This window comes from Pectobacterium zantedeschiae (assembly GCF_004137795.1).
In the GTDB taxonomy this organism is placed as follows: Bacteria; Pseudomonadota; Gammaproteobacteria; order Enterobacterales; family Enterobacteriaceae; genus Pectobacterium; species Pectobacterium zantedeschiae.
In genome coordinates this window covers 545,744-560,562 of sequence record NZ_NWTM01000001.1, presented here as the reverse complement: position 1 = coordinate 560,562, position 14,819 = coordinate 545,744, and the positions used below count along the sequence as shown (strand labels likewise).

Here is a 14,819-nt window from a genome sequence, read left to right as displayed (position 1 = left end):
CCACTACGTAGTATGCCACCAAAGGTCAAAACTCATTCTCTGGGGATGATACGATTAATAGCTTTTTTTGTATAAAAATCAGTCAATAAGATGGCAATAATTTGTTTTATTGGCAAAGCACCGCAATAATCTATCTAGAAGTTAACCATTAACTCGATTCTTTTTAACGATTCGCGTGCTGACCAGCACCAAAATATTGATACTGAGGCCATGACACAAATCCCTTCTTTTAATCGTTCATTGCTACATCCGCGCTACTGGCTCACCTGGTTGGGCATCGGCATCCTTTACCTTATCGTTTTGCTGCCCTATTCCGTTCTTTATCGTATCGGTACTGCACTCGGCTATCTGGCTATGCGCCTGCTGCCAAAACGCGTCAAGATCGCCGCCCGCAACCTTGAGCTGTGTTTCCCTGACATGCCGCTGGCCGAGCGCAATATGCTACTCAGGAAAAATTTCGAATCGGTCGGAATGGGTGTAGTTGAAACGGGTATGGCCTGGTTTTGGCCGAATTGGCGTCTCGAACGCTGGTTTAAGGTAACAGGTCTTGAACACATACACCCAGAGAATGAACGAGAGCAAGGAGTATTACTTATCGGGCTGCATTTTTTAACGTTGGAGCTCGGTGCACGAGTTTTTGGTATGCACAACCCGGGGATTGGTGTGTATCGTCCGAATGATAACAAGCTAATTGATTGGTTACAGACATGGGGCAGACTGCGTTCCAACAAATCCATGCTGGACCGGAAAGATCTTAAAGGCATGATACGCGCGCTCAAACAGGGTGACATCATCTGGTATGCGCCGGATCATGATTATGGCCCGCGCAGCAGCGTATTCGCTCCTCTGTTTGCCGTAGACACCGCGGCGACAACTCGCGGGAGTTATATGCTGATAAAAACGGCGCGCCCGGCAATCATCCCGTTTGTGCCCCGCCGGCTTCCCGAAGGAAAAGGTTACGAGTTGCTGATTCAGCCTGCTGAACAGGGAGCACCTGTAGACAATGAAACGGTGACCGCAGCCTGGATGAACAAAGTGGTTGAAAAGAATATTCTGCTCGCACCGGATCAATACATGTGGCTTCATCGCCGTTTCAAAACCCGTCCCGAAGGCGAACCATCACTTTATTAACTCACACGTTTCGTGTTGTTTATTTCAGGAATAAACCGAGCCTTGTGACAAGCTAAAAAAAAGCAACGGCCACGGCCGTTGCTTTATCTTTCACGCTACCAATCTTTCACACTACAATCTGCTAGTTTTTGATATGAGGTGCAGGAAGTTTCTGATAAGACTCGACCCACGCCGCATATGCTTCAGGCTTTTGCCACACATGGTAGTGCAAGCGCGAGATCGTAACGGGATCGCTAAGCAGTGCCAGACGCTGATTATTGCTCACCTCTTCCGGCTTACGATTCAAAGCATCACGCACATTCTGCTCACGCACATCTTCAATAGCTCGACTGAAACGATGACGCGCTGTCGCCATCGCGCTGGCAAGAGCATTAACGGACGGATCAAAGACAGCCTGCATAAACCCGTTATCAAGCCTACGCTGGTGGTTCAATCGGCAATATTCATCCGTAGCGACCAGTTCACGCGGTGGATTGAACTCTTCCGGTATCATCAGCAGTTTCGCGCGCTTACAACCCAGACCCAATGCTGCACGACTGGAATAAACTGACACAAACGGAGACAAAATCAGAGAGAAGACAATCGGCGACAACCACCACAAGAAGCGCAGATCTAACCACGCCATGCCAATCGCCCAAACCAGACCCAGAATCAACTGGGAGCCGTGGCGCACAAATGCCTCACTCCACGGCGTCGCATCATCGTCACGCTGTGGAGAGTTCCACTGCACTGACCAACCGAGGAATGCGCTGACAACAAACACCGTGTGGAACAACATACGAACTGGAGCCAGCAGAACCGAGAACAGCATTTCCAGCAACAGGGAAAGGAATACCCGGAAAACGCCGCCATACTCTTTTGCACCTTTTGCCCACACCAGAATCACGCTCAATAGTTTTGGCAAGAACAGCAGAACTAATGTCGTCGAGAAGAGTGCGATAGCCAGTTCAGGCCGCCACTGTGGCCAGACCGGGAATAGCTGTCGAGGCTGCAAGAAATACTGGGGTTCCATCAGCGTATGTACAACCTGCAACGCGGTAGAGAGCACCAAAAACATAAACCACAGTGGTGCAGACAGGTAAGACATTACGCCAGTAAGGAAAACGGCACGGTGAACCGGATGCATACCTTTAACCAGGAATAACCGGAAATTCATCAGGTTACCATGACACCAGCGGCGGTCGCGTTTCAGTTCATCCAGCAGGTTAGGCGGTAGCTCTTCATAACTTCCAGGGAGATCATAGGCGATCCAAACCCCCCATCCTGCACGGCGCATCAGCGCTGCTTCAACGAAGTCGTGAGAAAGAATCGCACCAGCGAACGAACCTTCACCTGGCAGCGGTGCCAGAGCACAGTGTTCAATGAACGGTTTAACGCGGATAATCGCGTTATGTCCCCAGTAATGTGACTCACCCAGTTGCCAAAAATGCAGGCCAGCAGTAAACAGCGGGCCATATACACGTGTTGCAAACTGCTGGCAACGTGCATACAGGGTATCCATGCCGGAGGCTTTCGGTGAGGACTGGATGATACCGGCATTTGGATTCGCTTCCATCAGTCTGACCAAAGACGTCAGACATTCGCCACTCATCACACTATCGGCATCCAGAATCACCATATAGCTATACTGGTTACCCCAGCGGCGACAGAAATCATCGATATTACCGCTCTTACGCTTGACGCGGCGGCGGCGGCGGCGATAGAAAATACGCCCTGCTCCACCAACATCACGGCACAGTTCCATCCAGGCTTTTTGCTCTGCCACACAGATGTCAGGATCGTTACTGTCGCTCAGGACGTAAATATCAAAATGCTCAAGATTGCCGGTCGCTTCAACCGATTCATACGTCGCCCGTAATCCCGCAAATACACGTTCTACGTCTTCGTTACAAATCGGCATGATTAACGCGGTTCGATGCTCAGGATTCAGGGCCTCGTTTCCTACCGTAGTGGAAGAGATACTGTATTTATCTCGACCAATAAGCAGTTGCAAGAACCCCATCAGCGCGGTCCAGAACCCGGCTGATACCCAACAGAACAACACCGCAAACAAAACGAGGATGCCGCTTTGCAGCACATAAGGCAGCAACTGCATCAGCGAGCGCGTCCAAGGCTGACCCGCCATTTCAAACGGATCGATCAACGCCCATCCCTGATAAGGCAGGATGGTTTTCATATACCAGGTTGCGATAGCGGTCTGGAACAGCGTCAACGCCAGCAGAATATAGCGACGGATTGTTCCCACCAAACGCCAGCGGTTTTCGGAGATTTTCTCTTCGGGGCTGTAATGAGGGCGAGGCGGTACAGTACGCCCCAGCAAACTTTCCCACCAGCGAACCAATGGATTCGTCCGCCAAACGTCAGGAAACATAGAAGCGCGAGTAATGACGGGCATCGCTTTTAATGCCGTCCGCCCTTCTCTGTCTGTGCCGAGTTGCTTACCGTCATCCAGGCCATCATCCCAGGCCATTTCAAGACGAGCCTGCACAGAATGCAGTGCAACATCGTCTTCAGCCTGAACATTAACCTGATGACCTTCCGACAATGCTTGATGCAAAACGGCCTGATCGTTCCAGGCCGCTTGCGGTAATTTTTCGCGAAGAACCTCTGCCTGCTCAGCAGGCAGAGGTAATTTCTCAATATAATCGAGAGAAGAAGTTGACTTATTCATTAGCAGGTAGCTGATTGCTCCAGGTTTCAGTCAATGTCGTCTCGCCATTAACCAACGCAGCTCTCATTTCAGTCGGCTGTTTCGCATCTTTCACACGCACACGCAGTGTCAGACGCCAACCATGAGTTACTGGGTTATAGCGAACATTATTTTCTACAATCTCGCCGTTATCGCCAATGCTGACCTGAGAGGCTACCGGAGCGTTCTCATCCAGCTCTTTTAAATTCGGTCCAATAAAGTCCACAATATAAGCGATTGTGCCGTCAGGCTGGCGAATCAGGTTAGATTGTTTAACATCACCGGCAGAACGACGAGTCTGTTGGACATAAGCGATATTCGGGGAATGCAGTTGATCTTCATCGCGCGTAAAGTGCAGGCGATACTTAATATCCAGTGGCTTGCCCGTTTCTGGCAACACATCAGGTGTCCAGAAAGCAACGATGTTGTCGTTGGTTTCATCTGCGGTAGGAATTTCAACCAGCTCAACCTTACCTTTACCCCACTCGCCTTTTGGCTCAACCCAGCCGCTTGGACGCAGATCGTAACGGTCGTCAAGATCTTCATAGGCAGTAAAATCACGTCCACGTTGTAGCAGACCAAATCCTTTCGGATTTTCTACTGCATAGGTGCTCACAGACAGGTGCTTCGGATTATTCAGCGGACGCCAAATCCATTCACCATTACCGGCATGAATTGACAAGCCGTTAGAGTCGTTCAGCGCCGGACGATAATTCAGCGTTGGAGACGGCTGGTTCGGACCGAACAGATACATACTGGTCAGCGGAGCAATGCCCAGTTTGCCCACTTTATCACGCAGGAAGACTTTAGCCTGAACGTCGACTACGCTGTCACGCCCCGGATAAACGGTAAAGCGGTAAGCCCCTGCGGCACGCGGAGAATCCAACAGCGCATAAATAACCAAATGTTTATCATTTGGTTTTGGACGTTCAATCCAAAATTCACGGAAACGAGGGAATTCTTCACCGGAAGGTAATGCAGTATCGATAGCCAGACCACGGGCGGACAAGCCATAAATTTGGCCTTTTCCTACCACACGGAAGTAACTAGCACCCAGCATGCTGACAATTTCGTCGTTCTTATCGGCTTTATTGATCGGATAGAGAACTTTAAAACCGGCAAAGCCGAGATTTTTAACGGCTTCAGCATCGTGGTTGACGGAACCAAAATCAAAATACTCAGGAGAGTATTTAATCTCATCAACCGTTGTCGCGGTGACTTCATTAATTTTCACCGGGGTATCGAAATACATCCCCTGATGATAAAACTGGAGTTTGAATGGCGTCTGTACATTATTCCAGTATGACTTATCGTTATTGAAACGAATTTGCTGATAGTCGGCAAATTTCATATCACGAAATTGCGCAGGAAGATTACTTTTCGGCGCTTCAAAACCCTTTTGTGCCAGCTTTTCAGCCTGCTGAGCCACATCATCAATAGAGAATGCCCAAGCAGGCACTGCGCTTACAGACAGCATAATGGCGGCGGACAGCCAGCGAAGGCTAGCAACCCGCTGTTTAAACCCAAATTTATTATCCAGCACAGCTCCCCCTGTTGGTGTGCTTCAATCAACTAAAATCCATATTAATGGATAAGTTAGCTTTCCTACAACTTGATAAAGATATTGTTCATCATAATAGGTCAGCGTTTAAACAACGAGAACGCCAAAGCATGATAAACCGGGTTGTAAAAATGGAAAACAACCACGGACTATAGCGAATATCGACCTCTGCGGGCGTAGGATTATTCCGTTTGCGCCCACACCGCTTCCTATTGCTCCACCGATAAAAAATCTGACGAATCGTGGCATTAGTTCACATACCGCTTGAAATATGGCGGGTATAAACATTTGTGTAACAATGCAGGGGCAAGTAAAGTACACTTCCCGACGCAACCCGGTATTATTGAAGTAAGACTGCTATGCTTTTGTCCGCATTACGACGGCGAAGTTTCCCAGCCTGGGTCGGCATCTTCGCTATTTTGACCATCTTCATTGCCCCAGTGATTTCACAAACGCTGGTGCTGCACAAGCATGGGCTTTATGACGATGGTACAGCCACAAACAGTGTAGCCACCACACATAGTACTACTAGTAGCACTACTGCGCATGGTACGACTGCGCCCGCCAGCCACAGCGTCACTATAGCTAAACCACACCATAATTCTACCGCTCATGCGATGCCCGAGCATCACGTGACGCAATTACACCATTCGCCCTCATCGCCGTCCATGATGATGGATCATGCTGCATGTGGCTACTGTGTACTTTTTTCGTATACGCCAGCGTTGTTCGCAACTGGCTCCCCTACCCCCATACTGACGTCATCGTTATCTGAGGCGTTGGTTATTCATTTTGTTTCTCGTATTGTCTTGCCTGAACGTTATGCCTCTCCAGTAGTACGCGCCCCGCCTTTCTGAATTATGCAGCATCATGCCAACAGGCATTTATAACGCATCGCGCTATCTCCTTTTGGGTATGGCGTTCGATCATTTTTTGCTAAATGATTTCAGAGGGTTTTATGTCACACCCTAATCAGGCATCGGCCTCCGGCGCGCGCCACACTAGAGAAACCACATGCGATAAACGCGCAATCGATAAGGTATCGCCACGTGCCGCTATCGTTGCTCTGTTCATCCGGCTTCATTTCTACATCGGTATTTTTGTCGGTCCTTTTATTTTCGTCGCTGCTCTGACAGGCACGCTGTACGTCCTGACACCGCAGATTGAAAATCACCTATATTCGCACCAACTTTTCACAGAAAGCCAAGGCACGCCGCATTCACTGGCCGAACAAATTCGAGCTGCTCAGGCCGGGCTCGTTCACCATCAGGATGCAAAACTGCTTGCGATACGCCCTGCGTCCACTGCCGGAGAAACCACTCGCGTCATGTTTGCCTTGCCGGAGTTAGGACCATCAGAAAGCCGTGCCGTTTTCATCGATCCCGTTTCGCTGGAAAATCGCGGCAGTGAAATCGTTTACGGCACCAGCGGCATCCTGCCATTTCGTACTTGGCTTGATTACCTGCACCGCGGACTGCTGTTAGGCGATGTCGGGCGTAATTACAGCGAGCTGGCAGCGTCCTGGCTGTGGGTCGCAGCACTGGGCGGCGCTGTCATCTGGTGGTCAACCCGGCATATGTCGTCAGCAGCCAAGCGACGGAAATTGAAAAATAGCCAGACGACGGCAGCAAAAACACAGCGTCTGCGACACTGGCACACCACGATGGGACTCAGCCTTATACTTGGTTTGCTCTTCTTCTCTGCGACAGGATTAACCTGGTCGCAGTGGGCAGGAAGCAACATATCTGTCGCACGCACCGCACTAGGGTGGCAAACTCCATCGGTGAAAACGCAATTGCCTACACCGATGTCTAACCACGACATGATGCACGGCCATGATATGGCGATGACCATGGATGAACATGCGGAACACCATGCGCCAATGCCAATAGAGGATGTCGAAACCTATTCGCCAACGTTATTTGATGAGATGCTGACTGCCGCACGTCATGCAGGAATCGACGCTAATAAAATCGAAATTCGTCCTGCAACCAAGCCACACCGCGCCTGGACCGTCAGTGAGATCGATCGTTCCTGGCCAACGCAGGTTGATGCAGTGTCGGTTAATCCAGATACGTTGGAAATTGTGGATAAAACCGATTTCAACACTTTCCCACTCGCCGCCAAACTCACACGCTGGGGGGTGGATGCGCATATGGGTGTGTTATTCGGTTTGCCAAATCAATTGATTCTCGCGGCATTTGGCCTTGGGCTGTGTACGATGATCGTGTGGGGCTATCGGATGTGGTGGATACGTCGTCCCAAATCACGTCATGATGTGAATCCGGTCAATACGCTGACAGCGGCATTGCTGCTGGTTCCGGTCTTTCAACGGGTGCTTATTGTACTCATTACGTTATTGCTGGCAGTGAGTTTGCCCGTAATGGGGATCAGTCTGCTCATTTTCCTGCTGATTGACGTTGTTCGGTGGTATATGAGCCATCCAAAGCAGGCTACCGTCAAAAGCTGATGTCTTTACGGTAATCCTCGTTCAATCGACAATAAAAAATTGGCGGCGTCGAGTCATTTATGAAAATGGCTCGATGGCTGGCAGTCTATATAAGGTAAGGATTTAGCTCTACTTCAGACGGCTTTGCAAGACTGCGACCTGATGAGCAAGGAGTCATATAAGAATATGGAGAGAGAAAGTCGGATCGCATTTGTTCGTGCTGGATTGCCGAGAATCGCCGGGCTGGGCGTTCGAGGCTGATTACCAGCGGAAATGCGCCTCATCAGCTTGGCTTAAGCGGTACCGCAAATAGCGTGCACGTGCCAGGTGAACAGATTGAGGCGGTACCAACCCAGCTTGATCGGCGCAGCCATTGCCAGGGGCTTGACTACGCCATGTCGGAGTGACTACTGAAGTCCAACTGCTTTCCTCGACATCCCCACCAGTAGATCGTGTGACTTGATCTTGCGTGCCAAGAACGAGGCGCGGAATTGCCCGAAGGGTAAAGAGGTCAGGCCATCAGTGCGCCCTAGAGAAACGATCATCAGTTTTCCGATACCTCTGCCGGGCAAGGCTGGCTTGTAAGCTTTCAGCTTTGTCTGCGAAGGAGTCTGAGCCGCGATAAGATGTTTCAAGTTTCCTACGACCGACTTGACATGAAGCCCGGCAACGATCGCTAACCTGTTCTCTGGAAGATTGGTCACATCCCCAACGGCGAAAATCGTCGAATGACCGACCACGCGCAGATATGGATCAACCCTAACCAAGCCATTAGGCTGAACCACGTCAGGCCAAGAGTTGGCAACGAAGGTTGTCGCAGGGCGAGTACCGGCGGCCCAGATCACCACGTCGGCCTGCAACACTCGTCCAGAGCTAGTCACCACGCGGCCATCCTCAGGTTGTGCGCTAATCGACGGGCTTGTCACGGTCTCACCAGGTACCAGCGTGACCCCCTTGCTGCCAAGATATTTCTCCGCCCAGTCTGCGAACTTGTTAGGGGCTCTTGCTAGCACTCGATCCTCGCCGTGGACAAGTGTGACTTCCACATGTGGAAGCAATTCGCGCAGCTCAGCAGCCGTCTCGACACCGACCGGGCCAGCACCAACAATCACGACCGAACGTGCCGTGCGAAGCCTCGCATTCATTGCTTTCAACTCCGCTGCGCGCTCTGCCTCGGTGGATACCTGAGCCTTGATAATTGGGTCGAGCGAAACGGAACCTGACGCAATTACTGCGTAGTCGAAGGCGACCTCTTTTTCAAGATCGTCGGACAACTTCACTTTGGCGTGGCTATCCGTCAGAGCAGTGACTCGACCCTGAATATACTCGGAATGGTTTAGAAAGCTTGTATAAGGAATTCTAGCGGCTAACGCATCCGATTCCACCAGCAAACGCGGGACCGCCATGGGGATTTCCCAATAGGTCTTAGGGTCCACCAGCGTGACCTTGGCGACATCGCGCAGTTGGTAGGCAATCTGGTGTCCGGCTGCACCGCCACCAATCACGAGAATCAATTTTTTAGGCATGTTTTTCTTTCCTTTAAGAACCTGAGCGTGACCATCAACGTCAACTCCGCTGAACCGACACGAACGAAAGACTTGGTGTGCCCCAGACCAGCAGCATCGTCAGCCATGGCCGTGGGCACGGGCAGCAGTAGTGGTTAGGCTGAAATCGCGGCGATAGTGCTCTTAGCCTGAGCGATGGCCGCCCCTTTGGCATCATCACCAAGAGCGAGACCTTCAGCACGAACAACGGTCACATCAGTCAGACCGATAAAGTGGAGCGCCGCTATCAACAGACTTTCCTGGTGATCGAGGCCAGCTAGTGGGTTTGCGCCCGTATAGATGCCACCTCGGGTCGAAGCAATAAACACCTTTTTGCCCTTGGGAAGCAGCCCCTCGGGACCGTAATCGGTGTAACGAAAAGTACGGCCCGCAACGAGTACTCGGTCCAGCCATCCCTTGAGCTGGCTGGGAATCGAGAAGTTGTACATGGGTGAACCAATGACGATGATATTGGCGGCGAGCAGTTCGTCGATGTAGCCACTGCCCTGCGCGATGTCTTGGCCGAGTTCTGGAGAGGGCTGCGCTGCGCCCTGGAAGACGGCGAGATGGCTGGGGCTGAGATGCAGCAAGGCATCCTCCACGAGGTCGCGGCGGAGGACCGTCGCACTAGGATGGAGTGTCAGTTGTTTATCGACGATTTCCGCCGTGAGGCTTCGACTGACGGAATAGTCACCAAGGATGCTGGAATCGATGTGCAGAATGGTTGTCATGATATTTCTCCAGTGAGATATGGCATTACCGAGCATAGGCAGTTCGGGCACTGACATAATTCCATGCTGCGAAACATCTGAATAGACGCTATATTCCTATACATACCATCTGAAATTCAGATGCTTTGTATATGGAGGCTCTATGCTGGAAGGCGTGTCACTTGACCAACTCAGAACGTTCGTGGCTGCAGTCGATGAAGGTAGCTTCTCAGCGGCCGGTCGTCGTCTGGGCCGAGCGCAATCAGCCATCAGCGAGCTAGTTCGCGGTCTGGAGGAACAGCTAGGTGTACCGTTGTTCGATCGCACTGGCCGCTATCCACGGTTGACTGCCGCAGGCACGGCCCTGCTTGAGAATGCGCGGGAGATCTTGGCAGGCGTTAATTTGATGAAGTCGCGTGCCAAGGGTATGGCTGCAGGACTGGAACCAGAGTTGTCGGTGGTAGTGGATGTCTTCTTCCCCATCGAAGCGCTTGCAGCCATAGCCTGGGAATTTCGCGAGCAGTTCCCGGCAGTTCCCTTGCGCGTATACGTGGAAGCGTTGGGAGCAACCTTCAAGCCAGTGCTTGATCGGCAGGCCAGCGTAGGCATCGTCGGTTTTGTGCCATTAACGCCGCCCGGCATCGTAACTGAGCCCCTGGTAAACATAGCCTTCGCCATGGTAGCCGCCGCCGATCACCCCCTATCCGCCCATCAGGGTGTTATTTCTCACGGCGAACTAGCCAAGCACGTCCAATTGGTGCTTACAGACCGATCTGACCTGTCGAAAGGTCGTGATTTCGGCGTGTTTTCCCCCAATACCTGGAAGCTCGCCGATCTATTCGCCAAGCGCGCATTTCTACTCAATGGACTGGGCTGGGGAGGTATGCCGCTGCACGCGGTCCAGGCGGATCTGGATAGCGGGAAACTGGTGCGACTTCGCATTGAGGAAGAGCCTGCTAGCGGAGTCAGTATGTTGATGTCTGCTGTCTATAGAGTTGACGCACCACCTGGCCCAGCAGGGCGTTGGCTCATCGAACGAATCATGGCCTGCTCCAAGCATCATTAGTAGGCTTTCGAACTTACTTATCAATCTGCGCTCGACGACATGGGGCCATCAACAAACGCGCCCCATCACGATTCCGATGGCTTGGGGCCAAATTCATCAAACCACGTCCAGCGAAACTCGGTGCTGGAGTCAGCGTGAAATAAAAAAACCGCCATTGTGCAACACAATAGCGGTCAATCAGCAATACACAATTAGCGACAAGGGATTAGAACGTAGTCCAGTCTGCTAATTCGCCTTTAGCAGACGTTTTTTCTGCACGGCTATTTTTAGGTGCAGCCAGCGCAGGGGTTTCCACTTTTCTATTTTTTAAGGCGGCACTTTTATAAGATGAGCCAAGGTTGAATACGCTAACCGTCCGCGCAAGACTATCTGCTTGATCCTGCAAAGAGAGAGCAGCCGCAGCGGATTCTTCAACTAGCGCGGCGTTTTGCTGAGTTGTGGTATCGATCTGTCCAACAGCCAGGTTAATCTGGTTGATTCCATCACTTTGCTCACGGCTAGCCTGTGCAATTTCGCTGATGATTCCCGTTACACCCTGCACGTTTGTCACCAGAGAATTCATCGTGACGCCAGTTTCTTCGACCAAACCCATACCGTCCTGTACTTTCTTGAACGAGTCATCGATCAGTTCTTTAATTTCTTTTGCCGCCGTAGCGCTTCGCTGGGCCAGCGCTCGGACCTCACTGGCGACAACAGCAAACCCTCTACCCTGTTCACCAGCACGTGCCGCCTCAACGGCCGCATTCAGCGCCAGTATATTGGTTTGGAAAGCAATCCCATCAATCACGCCGATAATTTCCGCCATACGCTGTGACGAATCGCGGATGCCGCGCATTTCCTGCGTTACCGTTTCCATCATCGCGCCGCTTTTCTTCACCGTTTCAGAAGCGCTGGCAGCAAGGTCTGTCGCCTGGGTCGTATTATCCGCAGTATTTCTTATCGTCGAGGTCAACTGTTCCATTGATGACGCCGTTTCTTCCAGCGAGCTTGCCTGCTCTTCCGTTCTGGCGGATAAATCCTGATTCCCCGCGGCAATTTGCGAAGCCGCACTGGAGATCGTTTCTGCACCGTCACGCACCTGGCTGACAATCTGTCTCAGGCTACCGTTCATATTATTCAAGGCGGATAGCAACTGGCCCGTCTCATCTTTGCGATCGGTATAAATTTCAGAAGTCAGATCGCCTTTCGCGACATTTTCGGCAACCCCAAGAGCTTCTTTTAGCGGTTGGGTTACGCTGCGGGTAATCAATGATGCAATAATCAACCCAGCCAGCGCACTGATTAAAATGATCGTGGCAAGCACCATCAGCGCATTTTTATAGCTGTCGCTCACTTCTTGCGCTGAGGATGACATTTTATCATCCTGTATATTGATGAATTCGTTGACTTTGCTAGTATATTTCGCCTGAGTAACACGCGTTACATTGAAGTACTCTTCAGCAGCGGCATCGGTATTCCCAGCCGAGATCAGTGAAGAGAGCTTATTCGCTGACCCAAGGAAATCGCGTCGGATGTCACCGATATCACGTAGTACAGCAACAGACTTATCATCATTTACGGATTTGTTTAAATATTCCATAAGTTCAGATATTTTTCCTGAACGCTCTTTGTTTAGCGCCAACTGTTTATTGATTTCACTTTCTGATTTGAGTAATAGCAGCAGTTGCTGATTATTGAGGTAACCATTCAACTCATCAATGAGCTTATTACTTTTGACGGTTAGTGGATAATTTTGCGAAACAATATCATCCATTTTTTCGTGAAAATCACTGAGTTTTGAAATTGCAACACTGCCAATGATCAAAAGCATTAATACCAGAAAAGAAAACCCTGCCCCTAATCGATATCCTATACGCCAGTTGGATAAACCCATTAACATCTCCTTAATTAATTTTCTCTATCTGTATAAAATATATAATTAAAAAATTAATATTTATTCAATAAATACAGATAGCTCCAATAATTTTTTCATAACAAAAAGTACACATCTCAGGACAGATCATTTATATGCCCTGGTGAGAAACATAAACAATATGTAGGTAGACATGCTCGGCAAACCACATCCATCGTGGCGCAGTCGAATTGGTCTAACCAGATACAGCGTGCGATACCAGACTTCTGCACATACTGGCAGTAGAAAAAACGTCATCCTTTACCCCTCATCTTTCACCGCACTTTACCGTACCATGGCCTGACTGTTTACATTCCCATGTCCCATAAAATCTAGGAGAATTACCGTCACTAAAATTATGGTTTAATAGCAGCGGTAAGGAACGAATACAAATCAGAACAAATTTTCCTTACGCCGAAGGCGGTATCGGCCTTTTGTAGATAAACTTTATATTTTCTAACTTATGACTCCAATATCTATTTAATCGATCATTTTATCACAATCTATCTATTTACAAGGTATGCATTTTTTAGAGAAATAAATATTGTATTTAGAATATAACAATGAAGTAAAAAATAAATAATAACAATTTGTTATACATTTAAATAAACATGATCTGAATTTATGTGATAGCACATATGCGGAATAGAGATATGTATGGGATTAAACAAATAGTGTCGAGGCGTTCGTTCCAGTGATTTGAACTTACTATATCCGGTATACTGCAAGTTGCATGTACATTGTCTACGGTACTCGGCGCACTTGAGGGTCAATGCCTTGCGTTGTTCAAAACGCTAACGTTTTGTCCTGAAACTCGAATTATTGAGGATATATACAAACATGGAGAAAAAACTCACCCAGCCACCTTTTCATCAAGATGGCTGGGTAATTTAATTTTGTTATCTATTCTTTGAAACAATCAGAGATCAGAAACACATTCCAACATTACTTTTTCTTGGACGTGGTTTTGGATTTACCTTTCAGTAATTCCCGGAGTTTCTTGAGTTCTTTCTGCGTCAACGGAGCCTCTGTACCGACTTCTTCTGTACCCTGACTATCCACCGATTCAGGAGACAACTCAGAGGATTGGTGACTTTCATCAAAACTTCTCAGCAACCGTGCGCTAACTTCTGCACTGAGGGACACTTCATTTTCCAGAGCAGCGGCTTTGATTTTTTCTTTCAGCTCTGAGGAAATTTTCAGGGACAGGCTAGATATCTCACTCATTTTATTACCTTTCTCATGGGGTAAAATAGTAAGCTATGACAGCTAGCCTACAATGTCCATACTGAAATAAAAATTTAATATTTCTGTCACAAAAATAGTTTAATTAATTTATTAGCAAAGAGACTATTATTCCGCTATTTTTATTTCCTGACCAAATGTCATCTATTTCCATTTTTCATTCTCCAGTCAGCAATCATTTTTCTGGTTACATCGTCTTTGTAACAAATTGGCGAATAGCCTCCAACCCGACTCCATGCGCTACGTTTACCGCACTGGCTACCATTACGTGCTGAATTATAAGGACAAGGGCAATTGCCGGAATAAGATGAAATTGATTCCTGAATAATCTTTTCTTTGATCTGCTCATCAGAAATCCGAGAATTTTTCGCCATACTAGGTGTAGAAAAAGAAAGCAGAGCCATGGCACACGCCATAGCAACAGCCAGCGTTGTTTTCATACCGAAAGTCTCATTTTAACCAGAGGATAATAACTGTAGTACAAAATGCGCGCGGTAGAACGATGCATCACGCCTACCCATTATGGGTTAAAA

The 14,819-nt window shown here is 49.2% G+C and carries 11 protein-coding genes; 4 read left to right on the top strand and 7 right to left on the bottom strand.

Annotation, left to right across the window (positions count from 1 at the left end):
* Positions 1 to 210 precede the first annotated feature (210 nt).
* Positions 211 to 1,131: a Kdo(2)-lipid IV(A) acyltransferase gene (locus CLR69_RS02635; RefSeq protein ID WP_129711736.1), complete on the top strand. Its 921-nt coding sequence runs from the start codon at positions 211 to 213 to the stop codon at positions 1,129 to 1,131.
* Positions 1,132 to 1,252: 121 nt separating this feature from the next.
* Here the strand turns inward: CLR69_RS02635 and mdoH are convergent, their stop codons facing one another.
* The gene (gene mdoH / locus CLR69_RS02630) at positions 1,253 to 3,802 is read right to left on the bottom strand and encodes a glucans biosynthesis glucosyltransferase MdoH (protein ID WP_129705943.1); all 2,550 of its coding nucleotides are present in this window, start codon (positions 3,800 to 3,802) and stop codon (positions 1,253 to 1,255) included.
* A complete protein-coding gene (locus CLR69_RS02625; RefSeq protein ID WP_129706306.1) occupies positions 3,795 to 5,297 on the bottom strand; it encodes a glucan biosynthesis protein G in 1,503 nt (500 codons plus the stop codon). The genes mdoH and CLR69_RS02625 overlap by 8 nt, the downstream gene beginning before the upstream one ends.
* Before the next feature lie 443 nt (positions 5,298 to 5,740).
* Here CLR69_RS02625 and CLR69_RS02620 point away from each other — a divergent pair, with 443 nt between their 5' ends.
* Positions 5,741 to 6,238 (top strand): DUF2946 domain-containing protein, encoded by a 498-nt coding sequence (locus CLR69_RS02620; RefSeq protein ID WP_129711737.1) that lies wholly within the window; start codon positions 5,741 to 5,743, stop codon positions 6,236 to 6,238.
* Positions 6,239 to 6,339: 101 nt separating this feature from the next.
* On the top strand, positions 6,340 to 7,851 hold the full coding sequence (locus CLR69_RS02615) for a PepSY-associated TM helix domain-containing protein (RefSeq protein WP_129711738.1): 1,512 nt from the start codon (positions 6,340 to 6,342) through the stop codon (positions 7,849 to 7,851).
* Positions 7,852 to 8,237: 386 nt separating this feature from the next.
* Here the strand turns inward: CLR69_RS02615 and CLR69_RS02610 are convergent, their stop codons facing one another.
* Entirely contained in the window at positions 8,238 to 9,356 is a 1,119-nt protein-coding gene (locus tag CLR69_RS02610; RefSeq protein WP_129711739.1) for an NAD(P)/FAD-dependent oxidoreductase, read from the bottom strand.
* Positions 9,357 to 9,490: 134 nt separating this feature from the next.
* The gene (locus CLR69_RS02605) at positions 9,491 to 10,105 is read right to left on the bottom strand and encodes an FMN-dependent NADH-azoreductase (protein ID WP_129711740.1); all 615 of its coding nucleotides are present in this window, start codon (positions 10,103 to 10,105) and stop codon (positions 9,491 to 9,493) included.
* Between the two features lie 142 nt (positions 10,106 to 10,247).
* On the opposite strand from CLR69_RS02605, the gene CLR69_RS02600 reads away from it, so the two are divergent.
* Positions 10,248 to 11,150 carry a LysR family transcriptional regulator gene (locus CLR69_RS02600; RefSeq protein WP_129711741.1) on the top strand — a complete coding sequence of 301 codons (903 nt, stop codon included), beginning with the start codon at positions 10,248 to 10,250 and terminating at the stop codon, positions 11,148 to 11,150.
* 205 nt (positions 11,151 to 11,355) lie between these two features.
* Here CLR69_RS02600 and CLR69_RS02595 read toward each other — a convergent pair whose 3' ends face one another.
* The 3 genes from CLR69_RS02595 to CLR69_RS02585 form a co-directional block, all read right to left on the bottom strand.
* Positions 11,356 to 13,023, bottom strand: a complete 1,668-nt coding sequence (locus CLR69_RS02595; RefSeq protein WP_129705931.1) for a methyl-accepting chemotaxis protein — start codon at positions 13,021 to 13,023, stop codon at positions 11,356 to 11,358.
* A gap of 963 nt (positions 13,024 to 13,986) precedes the next feature.
* Positions 13,987 to 14,268: a hypothetical protein gene (locus CLR69_RS02590; protein ID WP_129705929.1), complete on the bottom strand. Its 282-nt coding sequence runs from the start codon at positions 14,266 to 14,268 to the stop codon at positions 13,987 to 13,989.
* 158 nt (positions 14,269 to 14,426) lie between these two features.
* Positions 14,427 to 14,726 (bottom strand): hypothetical protein, encoded by a 300-nt coding sequence (locus CLR69_RS02585; RefSeq protein ID WP_129705927.1) that lies wholly within the window; start codon positions 14,724 to 14,726, stop codon positions 14,427 to 14,429.
* Between the last annotated feature and the right edge of the window lie 93 nt (positions 14,727 to 14,819).